17 protein-coding genes are annotated in these 16,535 nt (G+C 67.4%); 14 read left to right on the top strand and 3 right to left on the bottom strand.

Going from position 1 to position 16,535, the window contains the following annotated elements; all coding sequences use genetic code 11:
- Positions 1-56 precede the first annotated feature (56 nt).
- From ACW4E8_RS27925 to ACW4E8_RS27915, 3 genes are all read left to right on the top strand, one after another.
- Positions 57-1,043, top strand: a complete 987-nt coding sequence (locus ACW4E8_RS27925) for a DUF3108 domain-containing protein (protein WP_456807466.1) — start codon at positions 57-59, stop codon at positions 1,041-1,043.
- 51 nt (positions 1,044-1,094) lie between these two features.
- Positions 1,095-1,937, top strand: a complete 843-nt coding sequence (locus tag ACW4E8_RS27920; protein WP_456807465.1) for an alpha/beta fold hydrolase — start codon at positions 1,095-1,097, stop codon at positions 1,935-1,937.
- A 225-nt stretch (positions 1,938-2,162) separates the two neighbouring features.
- Positions 2,163-2,420 carry a BTH_I0359 family protein gene (locus tag ACW4E8_RS27915; RefSeq protein ID WP_018314386.1) on the top strand — a complete coding sequence of 86 codons (258 nt, stop codon included), beginning with the start codon at positions 2,163-2,165 and terminating at the stop codon, positions 2,418-2,420.
- A 72-nt stretch (positions 2,421-2,492) separates the two neighbouring features.
- On the opposite strand, the gene ACW4E8_RS27910 is transcribed toward ACW4E8_RS27915, so the two are convergent.
- The gene (locus tag ACW4E8_RS27910; protein WP_010812890.1) at positions 2,493-2,885 is read right to left on the bottom strand and encodes a rhodanese-like domain-containing protein; all 393 of its coding nucleotides are present in this window, start codon (positions 2,883-2,885) and stop codon (positions 2,493-2,495) included.
- Positions 2,886-3,114: 229 nt separating this feature from the next.
- Here ACW4E8_RS27910 and ACW4E8_RS27905 point away from each other — a divergent pair, with 229 nt between their 5' ends.
- The 5 genes from ACW4E8_RS27905 to ACW4E8_RS27885 all read left to right on the top strand — a co-directional run bounded on the left by ACW4E8_RS27905 (position 3,115) and on the right by ACW4E8_RS27885 (position 9,061).
- The gene (locus ACW4E8_RS27905; protein WP_456807464.1) at positions 3,115-4,176 is read left to right on the top strand and encodes a homocysteine S-methyltransferase family protein; all 1,062 of its coding nucleotides are present in this window, start codon (positions 3,115-3,117) and stop codon (positions 4,174-4,176) included.
- 16 nt (positions 4,177-4,192) lie between these two features.
- Positions 4,193-6,940 (top strand): methionine synthase, encoded by a 2,748-nt coding sequence (metH, locus tag ACW4E8_RS27900; protein WP_456807463.1) that lies wholly within the window; start codon positions 4,193-4,195, stop codon positions 6,938-6,940.
- Positions 6,941-7,203: 263 nt separating this feature from the next.
- Positions 7,204-7,665 (top strand): hypothetical protein, encoded by a 462-nt coding sequence (locus tag ACW4E8_RS27895; RefSeq protein ID WP_456807462.1) that lies wholly within the window; start codon positions 7,204-7,206, stop codon positions 7,663-7,665.
- Between the two features lie 310 nt (positions 7,666-7,975).
- Positions 7,976-8,608: a response regulator gene (locus ACW4E8_RS27890; RefSeq protein ID WP_010812886.1), complete on the top strand. Its 633-nt coding sequence runs from the start codon at positions 7,976-7,978 to the stop codon at positions 8,606-8,608.
- A 45-nt stretch (positions 8,609-8,653) separates the two neighbouring features.
- Complete coding sequence (locus tag ACW4E8_RS27885) at positions 8,654-9,061, top strand: response regulator (RefSeq protein ID WP_035820351.1); 408 nt, start codon at positions 8,654-8,656, stop codon at positions 9,059-9,061.
- 49 nt (positions 9,062-9,110) lie between these two features.
- Here the strand turns inward: ACW4E8_RS27885 and ACW4E8_RS27880 are convergent, their stop codons facing one another.
- A complete protein-coding gene (locus tag ACW4E8_RS27880; RefSeq protein WP_456807461.1) occupies positions 9,111-10,514 on the bottom strand; it encodes a sensor histidine kinase in 1,404 nt (467 codons plus the stop codon).
- Between the two features lie 283 nt (positions 10,515-10,797).
- On the opposite strand from ACW4E8_RS27880, the gene ACW4E8_RS27875 reads away from it, so the two are divergent.
- Both ACW4E8_RS27875 and ACW4E8_RS27870 read left to right on the top strand, forming a co-directional pair.
- On the top strand, positions 10,798-10,965 hold the full coding sequence (locus ACW4E8_RS27875; protein ID WP_456807460.1) for a DUF1328 domain-containing protein: 168 nt from the start codon (positions 10,798-10,800) through the stop codon (positions 10,963-10,965).
- A 51-nt stretch (positions 10,966-11,016) separates the two neighbouring features.
- Positions 11,017-11,445 (top strand): DUF883 family protein, encoded by a 429-nt coding sequence (locus tag ACW4E8_RS27870; protein WP_456807459.1) that lies wholly within the window; start codon positions 11,017-11,019, stop codon positions 11,443-11,445.
- Positions 11,446-11,621: 176 nt separating this feature from the next.
- On the opposite strand, the gene ACW4E8_RS27865 is transcribed toward ACW4E8_RS27870, so the two are convergent.
- On the bottom strand, positions 11,622-11,945 hold the full coding sequence (locus ACW4E8_RS27865; protein ID WP_456807458.1) for a DUF1840 domain-containing protein: 324 nt from the start codon (positions 11,943-11,945) through the stop codon (positions 11,622-11,624).
- A 266-nt stretch (positions 11,946-12,211) separates the two neighbouring features.
- Here ACW4E8_RS27865 and argS point away from each other — a divergent pair, with 266 nt between their 5' ends.
- The 4 genes from argS to ACW4E8_RS27845 all read left to right on the top strand — a co-directional run bounded on the left by argS (position 12,212) and on the right by ACW4E8_RS27845 (position 16,533).
- On the top strand, positions 12,212-13,999 hold the full coding sequence (gene argS, locus ACW4E8_RS27860; RefSeq protein WP_456807457.1) for an arginine--tRNA ligase: 1,788 nt from the start codon (positions 12,212-12,214) through the stop codon (positions 13,997-13,999).
- Positions 14,000-14,115: 116 nt separating this feature from the next.
- Positions 14,116-14,817: an SPOR domain-containing protein gene (locus ACW4E8_RS27855; RefSeq protein ID WP_456807456.1), complete on the top strand. Its 702-nt coding sequence runs from the start codon at positions 14,116-14,118 to the stop codon at positions 14,815-14,817.
- Positions 14,818-14,983: 166 nt separating this feature from the next.
- Entirely contained in the window at positions 14,984-15,619 is a 636-nt protein-coding gene (locus ACW4E8_RS27850; RefSeq protein ID WP_456807455.1) for a thiol:disulfide interchange protein DsbA/DsbL, read from the top strand.
- A gap of 107 nt (positions 15,620-15,726) precedes the next feature.
- On the top strand, positions 15,727-16,533 hold the full coding sequence (locus tag ACW4E8_RS27845; RefSeq protein ID WP_456807454.1) for an SDR family oxidoreductase: 807 nt from the start codon (positions 15,727-15,729) through the stop codon (positions 16,531-16,533).
- The last annotated feature ends 2 nt before the right edge of the window (positions 16,534-16,535 follow it).

Genomic DNA, 16,535 nt, shown 5'->3' with positions numbered 1-16,535 from the left:
TCCAGGCCCGGCCCGGCGCGGATCCCCGCGTCTGGCGCCGGCGGCGCTGGATCATCGTGATCGCCCTGGTGCTGCTGGTCCACGTGCTGGCCGTGGTGGGCTTTGTGCGCATGCCGGGGCCGCTGATCCCGGTGGATGTCAGCAACACGCCCACGCTGGAAGCGGTGCTGCTGCCGCCACCCAGGCCGCCAGCCCCGCCCACGCCGCGGCCAGTGCCGCGCCTGCGCCCGCAGCCCAGGCCGGCCCCGGAACCCGCGCCGCAGGAAGCACCCGCTCCCCCGCTCGCCACCAGCCCGCAGGGCCCGGCCGAGATGGCTTCGGGCACCGGCGGCGAAGGCAGCGCGGCCAAGCCTGCCGCGCCTGCCGCCGCGCCATCCGGCGGCCCGCAGGGCGGCGTCGATGGCGTGCGCTATGACCCACCGCCGTCGGCGACGATGCACTACGCCAGCTTCGTCAACGGCGTGCAGAACCCCGACGGCCTGATCCGCTGGGAGCAGGACGGCAGCCGCTACCGGCTGGCGGTCGAAACCCGCGTGTTGTGGTTCCGCTTTGCCTTCCAGAGCGGCGGCGCGATGGCCGTGCAGGGACTGTTGCCGGAACGCTACGAAGAACGCCGCCGCAACAAGACCGAGACCTCGCGTTTCGATGCCGCGGCCGGCACCGCGGTGCTTGCCTCGGGCACGCAGGCGCCGTTCCCGCCCGGCGCGCAGGACCGCTTCAGCGTATTCCTGCAGCTGGTGGGGCTGGTGCGCGGCAATCCCCAGCGATATACCACCCCAGGAGTGACGGAAGCGTTCCTTGTGGCCGACACGCGGGATGTGGAACCCATGCAAGTGCAGTATGTTGGAGAGGACGAGATCGACACCGGCCACGGCGTGATACGCGCAAAGCACTTTGTGCGGCTGCAGCGCCGTGCCAATGACCGGCGCCGCGTCGAGCTGTGGCTGGCGCAGTCGCTGGGCTGGATGCCGGTGCGCCTGCGCCAGACCGAGCCCGACGGCACCCAGATCGACCTGGTGTACCGCGGCAAGGAAGGGCAGTAGGACCGCGGCGCGCGCCTCCCGACGCATCACCTGACCGATAGGAGCCCAGCCATGACCGTTGCCACGCCACCCGCCGAAACCCAACGCATCCACGCCGAAGGCGCCGACCTGCACGTGCGCGTGGACGGGGCGGACGGGCCCTGGGTGATCCTGGCCCACGCCCTGGCTGCCGACCACACGCTGTGGGATGCCACCGCGCAGCACCTGGCGGGCCGCTATCGCGTGGTGCGCCCTGACATGCGCGGCCACGGCGCCAGCGACGCCCCGCTCGGGCCCTACACCATGACGCGGCTGGCCGACGACGTGGTCGCGGTGATGGACGCGCTGCAGATCCCCCAGGCGCACTTCTGCGGGATTTCCGTGGGCGGCATGATCGGGCAGACCATGGGGCTGCGCCACCCCGAGCGGCTGTTGTCGCTGGCGCTGGTGGCCACCAACAGCCAGACCCCGATGGAGGCGCACCCGATGTGGCACAACCGCATCGGCCAGGCCGAGGCCCATGGCATGGCCGGCATGGCCGATGCCACCCTCGGGCGCTGGCTGACGCCGGCCTTCCATGAGGCGCATCGCGACCAGGTGTCGCGCATTCGCGACAGGCTGGTGGCGACGCCGGTACGTGGATACGTGGGTGTGGCCGAGGCGATCATGGCTTTTGACCTCGCCGGCGCGCTTTCCCGCATTCATTGTCCTACGCTGGTAGTAGCGGGCGAGCAGGACCAGGGCGCAACCGTGGCGATGGCACAGAGCATTGCCGCGGCCATCCCCGGTGCCAGGCTCGAGGTCGTGCCGCAAGCGGCGCACCTGGTGCACGTGGAGCAGCCCGAGCGCTTCCACGCCGCGCTGGACGCCTTTCTTGGGAATGCCGCATGCGGGGGGCAGTGCGACGTTCCGTGACAAGCAACACACTGATGTGGAAGGCTCAAGAAACTTGTTGCATTGGCCGATGCCCAATCTATGTAAGGCAGAAAATCGTGGCAACGAGGTGACCCGCACCAATAACTTGATTTCCCGCCGGTCACCCCAAGTTTGGAGGTAAAGCCGCGGCGCCCCCTCAAGGCATCAACTGAGGCAAGAACCACAAGGGCATGCCGCCCATCCATGACGCCCAGGAGGTGTGCCATGCAAATGATCTACAACAGCGACAACTACTGCATCGTGGAATTTGGTGCGGATGTCGATCAGGCGCCGCTTGAGTTCGGTGGCTATGAAATCGTCGACAAGAACCTGAAGCGCGAAATCTTCCTCGGCGGCCACCTGGCCGAGAGCTTCCGCGCCGACGTCAAACGCCTGATTGAAAGCGAGCCATCCGTGGAGGAAGTCGACGATTTTCTCGGCAAGTTCGACAATGTGATGACGCACCCGCTAGTGATGCACTGAGCGGCTTTGCCTGGAACGATCACGCCCGCTTCGGCGGGCGTTTTTGTTGGTGGCGGGCGCTGCGGGCCGCGCTCAGTACTGTTCCCACGGCAGCCCGTCATGGCGCCAGCCATTGACCGTGTTGCGGTGGCGCTGCGCATCGAGGTCGCCCTCGAAGCCGTGGAGCACGAACTGGACGTTGGAGAAGCCCGCGCCTTCCAGTGCCCGCGCCGCCGCCGACGAGCGGTTGCCGCTGCGGCAGATCAGCAGCACCGGCCGCGCCGACGCCTGGCCCGCCAGTTTCTTCACCATCTGCACGAAATGCGGGTTGACCTCCCAGTCCGGGCCATCGTTCCAGGGGACGTTGTGCGCGCCCTTGGGATGGCCGACGAACAGGTATTCCATCTCGCTGCGGCAGTCGATAAAAAGCGTCTCGGGCGATTGCGCCAGCAGGTCCTGGGCGTCGGCGGGGGAGAGATGTTGCATGTCGGGCAAGGAAGGGGGCCGCGCGAGGCGCCCCGCGGCGGTGACGGTTACGTCTCTCAGTGTAGGCGCCACCGGGCCGAAGAGGCAACCGCGGACCACCGCGGGCAGCCGCAAGGCCTTGATACACCTGATAAAATCGTCCCTCTTTGGCCAGCATCGGCCACAGCAGCGGCCCGGCGCCGATCCAGCCATGGATACGCCGCAGGCCCGCCTTTCCAGAGTCCCCGCCATGAGTGCCCCTGAATCCACCGCGGCCGCGCCGCGCCCCTACACCCGGGCTGCCGAGTTGCCCCGGCTGCTGCAAGAACGCATCCTGATCCTGGATGGCGCCATGGGCACCATGATCCAGCGCTACAAGCTGACCGAGGCGGACTACCGCGGCGCACGCTTCGCGGAACACAAGGTGGACGTCAAGGGCAATAACGAACTGCTGCTGCTGACGCGCCCGCAGGTCATCAGCGAGATCCATGAGCAGTACCTGGCCGCCGGCGCCGACCTGATCGAGACCAACACCTTCGGTGCCACGGGCGTGGCGCAGGAAGACTACAAGATGGCGGACCTGGCGTACGAGATGAACGTCGAGGCCGCGCGCCTGGCGCGTGCCGCCTGCGACAAGTACAGCACGCCGGAGAAGCCGCGCTTTGTCGCGGGCGCCTTCGGCCCGACACCCAAGACCGCCAGCATCTCGCCCGACGTGAACGACCCGGGCGCGCGCAACGTGAGCTTCGAAGAGCTGCGCGATTCCTACTACGAACAGGGCAAGGGCCTGCTGGAAGGCGGCGCCGACGTGTTCCTGGTCGAGACCATCTTCGACACGCTCAATGCCAAGGCGGCGCTGTTCGCCATCGACCAGCTGTTCGAGGACACCGGCGAACGCCTGCCGGTGATGATCTCCGGCACGGTGACCGATGCCTCGGGCCGGATCCTGTCGGGCCAGACCGTGGAAGCGTTCTGGAACAGCCTGCGCCACGCCCGGCCGATCACGATCGGTCTGAACTGCGCGCTAGGCGCGACGCTGATGCGTCCGTATATCGCCGAACTGGCGAAGGTGTGCGATGCCGCTGTCTCCTGCTATCCGAACGCGGGCCTGCCCAATCCGATGAGCGATACCGGGTTTGACGAAACGCCCGAAGTCACTTCATCGCTGGTCGAGGAATTCGCCGCTTCCGGCCTGGTGAACCTGGTGGGCGGCTGCTGCGGCACCACCCCCGAGCATATCGCCGCCATCGCCGAGCGCGTGGCCGACAAGAAACCCCGCACCTGGCCCGGCCAGTACCGCGACGCCGCCTGAGCCGGAGCCTGACAACATGAGCGACAACCAACTGCCCCCGCGCCCGATGCGCCTGTCCGGCCTCGAGCCCTTCACCATCGACGACGACACGCTGTTCGTCAACGTCGGCGAGCGCACCAACGTGACCGGCTCCAAGGCCTTCGCGCGCATGATCCTGAACGGCCAGTTCGACGAGGCGCTGGTGGTGGCCCGCCAGCAGGTCGAGAACGGCGCGCAGATCATCGACATCAACATGGACGAGGCCATGCTGGACTCGAAGGCCGCCATGGTTCGCTTCCTGAACCTGATCGCCTCCGAGCCGGACATTGCGCGCGTGCCGATCATGATCGACTCGTCCAAGTGGGAAGTGATCGAGGCCGGCCTGCAGTGCGTGCAGGGCAAGCCGGTGGTCAACTCGATCTCGCTCAAGGAGGGCGAGGAGCAGTTCCGCCACCACGCCGCGCTGATCCGCCGCTATGGCGCCGCCTCGGTGGTGATGGCCTTCGATGAGAAAGGCCAGGCCGACACCTTCCAGCGCAAGACCGAGATCTGCAAGCGCAGCTACGACATCCTGGTCAAGGAAGTGGGCTTCCCGCCGGAAGACATCATCTTCGACCCGAACATCTTCGCGGTCGCGACCGGCATCGAAGAGCACAACAACTACGCGGTCGACTTCATCGAGGCCACGCGCTGGATCAAGCAGAACCTGCCGTACGCCAAGGTCAGCGGCGGCGTGTCCAACGTCTCGTTCTCGTTCCGCGGCAACGACTCGGTGCGCGAGGCGATCCATACCGTGTTCCTGTACCACGCCATTGGCGCGGGCATGGACATGGGCATCGTCAACGCCGGCCAGCTCGGCGTGTATGACCAGCTTGACCCCGAGCTGCGCGAGCGCGTGGAAGACGTGGTCCTGAACCGCCGCGAAGATTCCACCGACCGCCTGCTGGAAATCGCCGACCGCTTCAAGGGCGGCGGCGCCAGGAAGGAAGAAAACCTCGCCTGGCGCGGCACGCCCGAGCAGCCGGTGCCGGTGGGCGAGCGCCTGGCGCACGCACTGGTGCATGGCATCACCACCTTCATCGTCGAAGACACCGAAGAGGTCCGCCAGCAGGTCGAGGCGCGCGGCGGCCGCCCGATCGAGGTGATCGAAGGCCCGCTGATGGACGGCATGAACATCGTCGGCGACCTGTTCGGCGCGGGCAAGATGTTCCTGCCGCAGGTGGTCAAGAGCGCGCGCGTGATGAAGCAGGCGGTGGCACACCTGCTGCCCTACATCGAGGAAGAGAAGCGCCTGCTGGCCGAGGCCGGCGGCGAGGTCAAGGCGCGCGGCAAGATCGTGATCGCCACCGTGAAGGGCGACGTGCACGACATCGGCAAGAACATCGTGTCGGTGGTGCTCCAGTGCAATAACTTCGAAGTGGTCAACATGGGCGTGATGGTCCCGTGCAACGAGATCCTGGCCAAAGCCAAGGTCGAGGGCGCGGACATCGTCGGCCTGTCGGGCCTGATCACGCCGTCGCTCGAAGAGATGGCCTACGTCGCCTCGGAAATGCAGCGCGACGACTACTTCCGCGTGAAGAAGATCCCGCTGCTGATCGGCGGCGCGACCACTTCGCGCGTGCATACCGCGGTCAAGATCGCGCCCAACTACGAAGGCCCGGTGGTGTACGTGCCGGACGCCTCGCGCTCGGTGAGCGTGGCGTCGAGCCTGCTGTCGGATGAAGGCGCGGCAAAGTATCTGGGCGAACTGAAGTCTGACTACGACCGCATCCGCACCCAGCACGCCAACAAGAAGGCCACGCCGATGGTGACGCTGGCGCAGGCGCGCGCCAACAAGACCCCGATCGACTGGAGCACCTACGTGCCGCCCAAGCCCAAGTTCATCGGCCGGCGCGTGTTCCGCAACTACGACCTGGCGGAACTGGCCAACTACATCGACTGGGGCCCGTTTTTCCAGACCTGGGACCTGGCCGGCAAATTCCCCGACATCCTCAACGACGAGATCGTCGGCGAATCCGCGCGCCGCGTGTTCTCGGACGGCAAGGCCATGCTGTCGCGCCTGATCCAGGGCCGCTGGCTGACCGCCAACGGCGTGATCGCGCTGCTGCCGGCCAATACCGTCAACGATGACGATATCGAGATCTACACCGACGAGACCCGCAGCAAGGTCGCGCTGACCTGGCACAACCTGCGCCAGCAGAGCGAGCGCCCGGTGGTGGGCGGCGTGCGCCGCCCCAACCGCTGCCTGGCGGACTTTGTCGCGCCCAGGGAGAGCGGCATCGCCGACTACGTCGGCCTGTTTGCGGTCACCGCGGGCCTGGGCGTGGAGAAGAAGGAGGCCCAGTTCGAAGCCGACCTCGACGACTACAGCGCGATCATGCTCAAGGCCCTGGCCGACCGCCTGGCCGAAGGCTTCGCCGAATGCCTGCACGAACGCGTGCGCAAAGGCCTGTGGGGCTATGACGCGGGCGAGCAGCTCACCAACGAGCAGCTGATCGCCGAGTCGTACCGCGGCATCCGCCCGGCGCCCGGCTATCCGGCCTGCCCGGAGCACACGGTCAAGGGCCCGATGTTCGAATTCCTCGACGCGGCCGAGATCGGCATGGGCATCACCGAGTCGCTGGCGATGACGCCGGCCGCATCGGTCAGTGGCTTCTACCTGGCGCATCCCGACTCGACCTACTTCACCATCGGCAAGATCGGCCAGGACCAGCTCGACGACATGGCGGCGCGCCGCCACGAAGACCGAGCCACGATGGAGCGCGCGCTGGCGCCCAACCTGTAACCGGGTGCGACGGCAGGGCGGCGGGGGCGGCGGCATCGCCCCGCCGCCAGCCCATTGATGCAACAGGGAAAACCGCTGCAAGCGGCCTGCAAAGCCGTGACAGGGCGACGTGCCAGGCGCCTCACAACTCCTTACAGAGCCTTTCAACTCCTCACAGACCGGCGCAGTCCGGCTCCCTAGACTGAGGGCTCGATACACGCAATCACCAGCGTGATCACCGCGGCGAATGTTTCGCCGTGGGGCATCCTGAAAGGAGTCTGTCCATGAAGAAACTGCTGCTCTCCCTGTCCGCTCTGTCGATCGCTGCCGCTTCCTCGCTGGCCATGGCCCAAGGCACCGGCGTTTCCGTTGGCACGAAGGCCGATGTCGGCGCATCGGTGACCACACCCTCTCCCGCCGCTGCAGCGCAGGGCGGCCTGAACACTGCCGGCAGCGCCGCCACGGGTGCCGCAGGCGCGGCCGAAAAGGGTCTGTCGACGGCGGGCGCGGCGACCAGCAAGGGCCTGTCGGCAGCAGGTTCGGCGGCTGACAAGGGCTTGTCCACCGCCGGCGCGGCGGTCGACAAGAGTGCCGGCACCGCTGCCGATGCCACCGGCGGCGCCGCGGCAGACGCCGGCACCAAGGCCAAGCACGGCAAGCACGCCACCAAGTCGGGCAAGAAGTCGAAGGCTGACGCGAGCGTGGATGTGAGCGCCGGTGCCGCAGCGGGTGCCAAGGCGCAGTAAGCTGGCGCGCTAGTCCACAGTCACTGGCAACCAGCTACTAGCCCAGCCTTTTACCGGCGCCGGCGGCGCCAGGGCCCTCCAGGGTGTTTCAGCCCTGACGCGCCGCAGCAAAGCGGGACGGATCGCATCCGTCCCGCTTTGCGTTTGTGCGCGATCAGTGTGCCTTGTGGGCGCTGGCCCCGGCTCATGTCAGCCTGACACCGACAGCCCGCGCCCGCGCCCGGCACTACAATGACATCAACGCAAGCGGTTCCGCCTGCACCCGACTGCACCGGGCATGTGCCGGTCTGTTCAACCCAGTGGAGCCCACATGATCCGCATCCTGATCGCTGACGATCACGAGATTGTGCGTGCCGGGCTGCGCCAGTTCCTTTCCGAAGAGCCCGACATCCAGGTGACAGGCGAGGCCGGAAGCGGCGACCAGGTCATGGCGCAGTTGCGCGATGCCGAGTTCGATGTCCTGGTGCTGGACATCTCGATGCCCGACCGCAACGGCATCGACGTGCTCAAGCTGATCCGTCAGCGCAAGCCCGAATTGCCGGTCCTGATCCTGTCCACCTACCCGGAAGACCAGTACGCGATCAACCTGATCCGTGCCGGCGCTTCTGGCTACCTGACCAAGGAAAGCGCCCCGGACGACCTGGTCAAGGCCATCCGCACGGTGGCCCAGGGCCGCCGCTACGTGAGCGCCACCGTGGCCGACCTGCTGATCGGCGGGCTCGACAAGCCGACCGAGCAGCCGGTGCACCAGATGCTGTCGGAGCGCGAGTTCCAGATCTTCTGCAAGCTGTCGCGGGGGCAGTCGGTGTCAGTGATTGCCGACGAACTGTTTCTCAGCGTCAAGACCGTCAGTACCTATCGTTCCCGCATTCTCGAGAAAATGGGCATGAAGACCAACGCTGACCTGACCTATTACGCCATCAAGAACGGCCTGGTCGAATAACAGCCCGCGATGGGCCGCACCGGACGAGGACCAGCAATACATAACATGTCGGAGCAGGCTTCGAACACTTCCTACCGGGCGCTGAGCATACTGCTGATTGAAGACTCGGCGGTCCTGCGAGGCATGCTGCTCGAATACCTGAAGGATTTCCCGTTCATCGAGAACGTGGACTGGGCCGATACCGAAGCCATGGCCCTGCGGCTGCTCGCCGCCGGCAAGTACGATGTGGTCATCGTCGACCTGCAGCTGCGCCAGGGCAACGGCATCAATGTGCTGCGCGCGATGCAGCGCAACGGCACCGGCGCGGTGCGCATCGTCTACACCAACCACGCCCAGGTCAGCATGTACCGCCGCCAGTGCGCCGAGGCCGGCGCGGACTACTTCTTCGACAAGTCGCTTGAGCTTGAGCAGGTGTTCCGCGTGATCGAGGAGCACGCGGCGCCGGCGCCCTGAGCCGGGCCAGCACATCGTTCCCTCATCATTCCCTGTCTGCCGGTGCGCGTCAGGCGCGCGCCGGCTCCTGGTTTTCCGGCTCCTCTGCCGGCGCCAGCACTGCGTCCGTCAGCGGCACCTCGATGCGGATGCGCACGCCCGCCTGCGCCGAGGAATCGATCTGCATGCTGCCGCCCAGCGCGGTGACGCGCTGCTCCATGCCCAGCAGCCCGTGGTGGCCGGCGGTGCTGCCGGCGTCGAAGTCCGCCGGCAGGCCCTTGCCGTCGTCGCGCACGGTCAGCGTCAGCAGGTTGTCCTGGCAGGCCAGGCTGACATCGATGTGCCTGGCTTCAGAGTACTTGCTGGCATTGGTCAGCGATTCCTGCACGATCCGGTACAGCGCGATCGCGGCCTCGTCGCGCAGAGGCGGCAGGTCTTCCGGCACGCTGACATCGGTCTCCCAGTCATTGCGCGCGCCCACTTCCTCGACCAGCTGGCAGATCGCCGCGCGCAGGCCCAGGTTCAGCAGCACCGTGGGGCGCAGGTCTTCGATCAGGCGGCGCTTGATCTGGATGCCCTGGTCCACGTGCAGCATCACGCGCGTGAGCCGCTCGGCTGCCACCGGATGGTCCTCCTGCACCTTGCGGCGCACCCAGTGCAAGTCCAGCTTGATCGCGGTCAGGATGGCGCCCAGCTCGTCGTGCAGCTCGCGCGCCAGGCGTGTCTTCTCATCCTCGGTCACGCGCTGCAGGTGGGCGGCCAGCGCCGACAGCTGACGCGTGCGTGCGCGCACCTTGCGGTCCAGCCGCACGCTTTCCTCTTCCAGCTGGGTGCGCACCGCCTCGGCCATCGACAGGCGCTTGGCGTGGCCCACGCCCACCGCCATCATCAGGATGATGTTGATGGCGGTGAGCAGGCCGATGCCGTAGCGCGACAGCTGCACGTCGTTCTCGGCGCCTTCCAGCCGGTGCGATACCGTGCCGGCCTCGCGCGCCTGCAGCTGGTCCAGGCCGCGGCGCGCGTTGTCCATGGTCTGCTTGCCGTAGTCGGTGCGGATCAGGTCCAGCGCCACTTCCAGGTCGCGCTTGCCGTAGACCAGCGTCAGCGCCATCTCGTTGAGCTTGCTGTTGATCAGCTTGGAGGTGTCGCCGAACTGCTTCAGGCCTTCGGGATCGTTGGCATAGGCGGCGCGGATCTGCGCCATCAGTTCGGCAATGCGGGGCAGTGCCTTGTAGTACGGCTCCAGGTAGCTTTCCTTGCCGGTCAGCAGGAAGCCGCGCTGGCCGGCCTCGGCATTGACCAGCTCGCCGTTGAGCGCGGCCAGCTCGGTCTGCACGCGCTGCGAGCGGATCACGTCGGTATAGCTTTCGCGCAGGCGGATATTGCCGGTTTCCGACGCCACCAGCACCGCCAGCGTCAGCAGGATGCCGCCCGCCAGCAGCAGCGTGTGGGGTAGGAAGGACTGCTTGAACATGGGGCATTTCCTGTAGTGAAGGCGCGCCGCTCGCCCGCCGCAGCGCCAGGGAGCGCCCATGGAATCACATCGATCGCCATGGGTCAACCTTGAAGCTGCGCCCGCGCGGGCGTTGTCCGGGTGCTTGTAGGACTCGGCTGACAGCGGAATCGGCTCGCTGTCAGTATTGGTGCGCGGGCTGGCTTTCTACGATGAGGCTATGAGCTTGCACCGCTTGGCGCAAGCCCTCACATGGGCCCAGCCAGTGCGCCTGGCGTGGCCCGATTGCTTCGGGAGCCTAGCCATGCTGCAATATGCACTCGCATTTTTCGTCATCGCCCTGATCGCCGCGATCTTCGGCTTCGGCGGGATTGCCGCCGGCGCCGTGGAAATCGCCAAGATCCTGTTCTTCATCTTCCTGGTCGTGGCGCTGGTCGCCGCGGTGATGGGCCTGGTCCGCAGGGGGCGATGACACCGGCCGCGAGCCGTTTTTCCCACCGCCGACCGAAACTGAGGAGACCGTATGCTGACGCAGAACCCGAAAGTCCGGAAGGAACTGAACCACCTGTCCGACAGTGCCGACAGTGCCATCCGCCATATCAGGCATGCCGCGCGCGACACGCGCGATGCGGCAGCGCCGGTATCCGGCGAGGTCAAGGCGCTGATCGCCCAGCTGGAGCACACCATCGAAGTGCTGGCGCGCGAGGGCTCTGCCGAGAGCGTGCGCGCCGGGCAGCGCCTGCGCGAGCGGGCCACCGACATGGCGCATCGGCTGCGCGCCCAGACCACCGACGGCATGATGCGCGCCCGCGAGCGCATGGATGGTGCGGTAGAACACGCCCAGCACCGCGTGGCCGAGTCGCCGCTGAAGGCGGTGGCGATCGCGGCGGCCGTGGGGGCGCTGATCGGGCTGCTGCTGGCCAATGGCCGGCGCCATTCAGAGGAGGATTAGGCCCGCCCCCAGCCACCAGACCGATACCGGGATCCGCCTGGCACGCCGGGCGGGTCCTGCAAGGGATTCCCCCTTTCCGGAATCCTCGTCCGGAAGCCCGGCAGCCCACTGCGGTGCCGGGCGTTTTTTTGGGCGCGCGGCGATCCGTGCCGCACGCAACCGGGTGTCTGTTCCCGTCACACGCCCCACATCACGTTGGTCCCCTCACGCTGCGAGGCGCGCAGCATGTCCAGAAACGGGTAGGCGCGCTGGCCCAGGTGCAGGGGTTCTTCCTCGTCTTCGTCCTTGCCGGTGTCCGCTTCGACGGCCGAGCTGGCGGGATGGGTCTTGCGGGCATCATTGACCGCGGCTTCCAGCTTGTGGATCGCGGTTGGAAGCTCTTCAACGGTGATCACCCCTCGTTCCCCGAGGCGCTTGCCGATGATGCCCAGCAGCGTCATCGCCAGATCCTTCATCATGATCAGGTCCTGCGCGGCGTGGGATTTGAAGGTGATCAGCATGATGTGTTTTCCTTTCACGGAGAGGCGGGGGGCGTTCCCGGGGGGCGGGAAGTCTCGCTGATTTTGGCCCCGGATTGTGGCCCGGGGCCATCCTCGCGCATGATGTCAGCATAGCACCTGATAAAATTCGGCGTTCCCGATTCCAATGCCTGTCACGCGGCGCGGCGCGGCGTTCACTGTTCCTTTGCCGTCACTTGCCGCCTTCCGGGCGACGGCGCCGCCCAAGGCGGTGCCTGAATACCTAGCCCACAGGGCTTCCGACATCCATGCTGCCTGTTCAGACCTCCAATCTTGCCGCCGCGTTCACTGATGCGGTGCGCGCGCTCGCCCCGGCCGATGCCACCCTGCCCGCCGTCACCTTCGAGCGGCCCAAGGTGGCCGCCCACGGCGACCTTGCCTGCAACGTCGCCATGCAGGTCGCACGCGCGCTCAAGAGCAATCCGCGCGAGCTGGCCCAGCGCATCGTCGATGCCGTGCAGGCCGACGCGCGCGCGCAGGGCCTGGTCCAGGCCATGGAGATTGCCGGCCCCGGCTTCATCAACCTGCGCCTGACCCCGGCCGCCAAGGCCGACGTGCTGCGCGCGGTGCTGGCCGAGGGCGACCACTACGGCGCGCGCGAGCGCGGCGTGCACGGCCAGGTGCTGGTGGAGTTCGTCTCGGCCAACCCGACCGGCCCGCTGCACGTCGGCCACGGCCGCCAGGCGGCGCTGGGCGACGCGCTGGCCAACCTGCTGTCGTGGCAGGGCTTCCACGTGCACCGCGAGTTCTACTACAACGACGCCGGCGTGCAGATCCAGACCCTGGCGCTGTCGGTGCAGGCGCGCGCGCGCGGCCTCAAGCCGGGCGATGCCAGCTGGCCCGAGGCCGCCTACAACGGCGACTACATCGCCGACATCGCCGCCGACTTCCTGGCCGGCAAGACTGTCAGCGCCTCGGACGGCGAGCCCGTGACCGCCTCGGGCAACGTCGAGGACATCGACTCGATCCGCAAGTTTGCCGTCACCTACCTGCGCAACGAGCAGGACATCGACCTGCAGGCCTTCGGCGTCAAGTTCGACCGCTATTACCTGGAGTCGTCGCTGTACAGCGACGGCCGCGTCGAAGCCGCGGTGCAGTCGCTGGTCGGCAAGGGCAAGACCTACGAGAGCGAGGGCGCGCTGTGGCTGCGCACCACCGACGACGGTGACGACAAGGACCGCGTGATGAAGAAGGGCGACGGCACCTATACGTACTTCGTGCCGGACGTGGCCTACCACACCACCAAGTGGGAGCGCGGCTTCACCAAGGTCATCAACGTGCAGGGCAGCGACCACCACGGCACCATCGCGCGCGTGCGCGCCGGCCTGCAGGGCCTGGACATGGGCATCCCGCAGGGCTACCCCGACTACGTGCTGCACAAGATGGTCACCGTGATGAAGAACGGCGAGGAGGTCAAGATCTCCAAGCGCGCCGGCTCGTATGTCACCGTGCGCGACCTGATCGAATGGTCCAACGGCGGCGACGAGACCATCCGCGGCTGCCTGGAAGCAGGCGTGGCCGACTGGCCCGGGCACTTCACGCGCGGGCGCGACGCGGTGCGCTTCTTCCTGCTGTCGCGCAAGGCCGATACCGAGTTCGTGTTCGACGTCGACCTGGCGCTCAAGCAGAACGACGAGAACCCGGTGTACTACGTGCAGTACGCCCACGCCCGCATCTGCTCGATCTTCGAGTCGTGGGGCGGCGCGGACTGGGAAGCCCGCCTGGCCGAGCTGGCCGGCGCCGACCTGTCCGCCGTGACCGGCCCCGAAGCCAGCGCCCAGGCGCAGGCGCTGGGACAGCGCCTGGCCGAGTTCCCGGACATGCTGTCGGCCGCCGCCGCCGAGCTGGCGCCGCATGCGGTGGCCTTCTACCTGCGCGACCTGGCCGGCGACTTCCACGCCTTCTACAACGCCGACCGCGTGCTGGTGGACGACGAGGCCGTCAAGCGCGCCCGGCTGGCGCTGCTGGCCGCCACGCGCCAGGTGCTGTGCAACGGCCTGGCGGTGATCGGCGTGTCCGCCCCGCGCCGCATGTAAGCAGGCGTCCGGCGTCCCCGCGCGGGACGCACGGGGCCGTCCGGCCCCGGGGACGATGCCAGTGCTGCCGTTGGCGGCGCTGGCCCTATAATCCCGGCATCACCGAAGAGGACTTCATGCAACAGCAACGCAAGCGCGAGTCGCGCCATGTCCGCCGCAACCAGCAACGCGGCGGTACGTTCCTGGGCCTGGTGCTCGGGCTGATCGTCGGGCTGGCCATCGCCGTGGTGGTCGCCCTGTACATCACCAAGTCGCCGACCCCGTTCCAGCAGAAGAGTGCCCCGCGCCCGAGCGAGCCGGGCAATGTCACCAGCCAGCTGCCGCCGCCGGCCCAGCGCGCCGACGAGGGCCCGAGCGACCCCAACAAGCCGCTGTGGAGCAAGACCCCGGCCAAGCCGGTCGGCCAGGCGCCCGAGCCGGAACCGAAGCAGAACGGCCAGCCCCCGGCGGCGGCCCGCCCGGCCGAGAAGCCGGTGGAAAAGCCCGCGGAGAAGCCGGCTGACAAGCCCGTCGCCAGCAAGCCGGCCGAGAAGCCGGTGGCCGACCCGATCGCCGAGATCGCCCAGGCCGATGCCAACAAGGTGGGCTACCTGCTGCAGGTGGGCGCGTTCCGCTCGTCGGACGACGCCGACCGCCAGAAGGCCAACCTGGCGATGCAGGGCTTCGAAGCCCGGATCACCGAACGCGACGTCAACGGCGTCAAGATGTACCGGGTGCGCCTGGGGCCGTTCAACCGCATCGAAGACATGAACAAGGCACGCGACCGGCTGCAGTCGTCCGGCTTCGAGTCCTCGGTGATCCGCTTCACCAAGCAGTAAGCCGGACCGCAGGGTCAGGCGTTATTCCGGTCGTGCCGGCGGCACTGGCAGTCATCGCCGGTAACCGCCGCAACACGTTGTCACCAGAAGCGGCCGGCGTTCCGCTGAACCGGACGCCGCCGCCGCTGTCATACGCTCATCGTCCAAACCGCAAGGCCGCACCAAGATGAAAAAACTCGCCGCACTGTTCGCCATGTTCGCCGCCGTGGGCGGCCTGCTGATGTCCGCCCCGTCCCGGGCAGCGCCCGCCGAGGGCAAGGAATACCAGGTCCTGAAGGCGGCCCAGCCGGTCGCCGCGGGCAAGATCGAGGTGACCGAGTTCTTCTGGTACGGCTGCCCGCACTGCTACGATTTCGAGCCGGATCTGGAAGCCTGGGTCAAGAAGCAGGGCAACAACGTGGTCTTCAAGCGCGTGCCGGTCGCGTTCCGTGACGACCTGCTGCCGCACACCAAGATCTTCTATGCGCTGGAAGCCATCGGCAAGTTCGACGCCATGCACACCAAGGTCTTCAACGCCATCCACGTGGACCGCAAGCGCATGACGGACCCCAATGAGATCGCCGACTTCATGGCCAAGAACGGCGTGGACCGCAAGGCCTTCCTGGATGCCTACAACTCGTTCACGGTGACCACCAACTCGCAGCGCGCCAACAAGATCGCCGACGCCTACAAGATCGACGGCGTGCCGACCGTGGTAGTGCAGGGCAAGTACGTGACCTCGCCGTCGATTGCCGGCAACAAGCAGGGCGCCATCCAGACCATGGATTACCTGGTGGAGCAGGTGAAGGCGAAGAAGATGTAATCTGCTGGCGACCTTCGCAAGCCGAGGGTTATCCAAGACCTGTGGCAAGCCAAACGGCTGGTATCCTGTACCAGCCGTTTTTTATTTCAGACTGCAACCCTGCCCTCATGCGTCCCCTCAAAGTCTTCCTAACCGGCGCCTCCAGCGGCCTGGGCCAGGCGCTCGCGCGCGAATACGCGTCGCAGGGCGCCATCCTCGGGCTGGTGGCGCGCCGCGAGGATGCGCTGCGCGAGTTTGTCTCCACGCTGCCCAACCCGGGCGCGGTGCGCGTCTACGGCGCTGATGTGCGCGATGCCGACGCCATGGCGCGCGCCGCTGAAGACTTCCTCGGCCATTTCGGCTGTCCGGACGTGGTGATCGCCAATGCCGGGGTCTCGGTCGGCACCGTCGCCAGCGAGCGCGAGGACCTCGACGCCTTCCGCCAGGTGATGGATACCAACTGGTTCGGCGTGCTGACCACCTTCCAGCCGTTCATGCATGCGATGCAGGCGCGCGAGCCCGGCCACTTCGGGCGCCGCGGCACGCTGGTCGGCATTGCCAGCGTCGCCGGCGTGCGCGGCCTGCCGGGCGCGGGTGCCTACAGCGCGTCCAAGTCGGCGGTGATCAAGCTGCTGGAAAGCCTGCGGCTGGAGCAGCGCGCGCACGGCATCCGCGTGGTCACGATCGCGCCCGGCTATATCCGCACGCCGATGACCGCGCACAACCCGTACCGCATGCCGTTCCTGACCGATGCCGACGTGTTCGCGCGCAAGGCCGTGCGGGTAATCGCGGCAGGCCGGCGGTTCCGCGTAATCCCGTGGCCGATGGGCGTGGTGGCGGCGCTGCTGCACGTGATGCCGCGCTGGCTCTACGATGCGCTGGCCGCGGGCGCGCCGCGCAAGCCGCGGCGCGCCGACCCGCCGCAGGAGCCCTGACC

It is taken from the genome of Cupriavidus sp. CP313 (genome assembly GCF_054072015.1).
The sequence above is the reverse complement of the archived record's forward strand: the minus strand, read 5'-3'. Positions and strand labels throughout refer to the sequence as shown.

What these genes read in the sequence shown, in the direction of transcription:
- ACW4E8_RS27920 (WP_456807465.1), top strand. Translation starts at nt 1,095, where the DNA reads ATGACCGTTGCCACGCCACCCGCCGAAACCCAACGCATCCACGCCGAA.
- ACW4E8_RS27910 (WP_010812890.1), bottom strand. Translation starts at nt 2,885, where the DNA reads ATGCAACATCTCTCCCCCGCCGACGCCCAGGACCTGCTGGCGCAATCG.
- ACW4E8_RS27890 (WP_010812886.1), top strand. Translation starts at nt 7,976, where the DNA reads ATGATCCGCATCCTGATCGCTGACGATCACGAGATTGTGCGTGCCGGG.
- ACW4E8_RS27885 (WP_035820351.1), top strand. Translation starts at nt 8,654, where the DNA reads ATGTCGGAGCAGGCTTCGAACACTTCCTACCGGGCGCTGAGCATACTG.
- ACW4E8_RS27855 (WP_456807456.1), top strand. Translation starts at nt 14,116, where the DNA reads ATGCAACAGCAACGCAAGCGCGAGTCGCGCCATGTCCGCCGCAACCAG.
- argS (WP_456807457.1), top strand. Translation starts at nt 12,212, where the DNA reads ATGCTGCCTGTTCAGACCTCCAATCTTGCCGCCGCGTTCACTGATGCG.
- ACW4E8_RS27895 (WP_456807462.1), top strand. Translation starts at nt 7,204, where the DNA reads ATGAAGAAACTGCTGCTCTCCCTGTCCGCTCTGTCGATCGCTGCCGCT.
- ACW4E8_RS27850 (WP_456807455.1), top strand. Translation starts at nt 14,984, where the DNA reads ATGAAAAAACTCGCCGCACTGTTCGCCATGTTCGCCGCCGTGGGCGGC.
- ACW4E8_RS27880 (WP_456807461.1), bottom strand. Translation starts at nt 10,514, where the DNA reads ATGTTCAAGCAGTCCTTCCTACCCCACACGCTGCTGCTGGCGGGCGGC.
- ACW4E8_RS27905 (WP_456807464.1), top strand. Translation starts at nt 3,115, where the DNA reads ATGAGTGCCCCTGAATCCACCGCGGCCGCGCCGCGCCCCTACACCCGG.
- ACW4E8_RS27865 (WP_456807458.1), bottom strand. Translation starts at nt 11,945, where the DNA reads ATGCTGATCACCTTCAAATCCCACGCCGCGCAGGACCTGATCATGATG.
- ACW4E8_RS27870 (WP_456807459.1), top strand. Translation starts at nt 11,017, where the DNA reads ATGCTGACGCAGAACCCGAAAGTCCGGAAGGAACTGAACCACCTGTCC.
- ACW4E8_RS27875 (WP_456807460.1), top strand. Translation starts at nt 10,798, where the DNA reads ATGCTGCAATATGCACTCGCATTTTTCGTCATCGCCCTGATCGCCGCG.
- ACW4E8_RS27915 (WP_018314386.1), top strand. Translation starts at nt 2,163, where the DNA reads ATGCAAATGATCTACAACAGCGACAACTACTGCATCGTGGAATTTGGT.
- metH (WP_456807463.1), top strand. Translation starts at nt 4,193, where the DNA reads ATGAGCGACAACCAACTGCCCCCGCGCCCGATGCGCCTGTCCGGCCTC.
- ACW4E8_RS27845 (WP_456807454.1), top strand. Translation starts at nt 15,727, where the DNA reads ATGCGTCCCCTCAAAGTCTTCCTAACCGGCGCCTCCAGCGGCCTGGGC.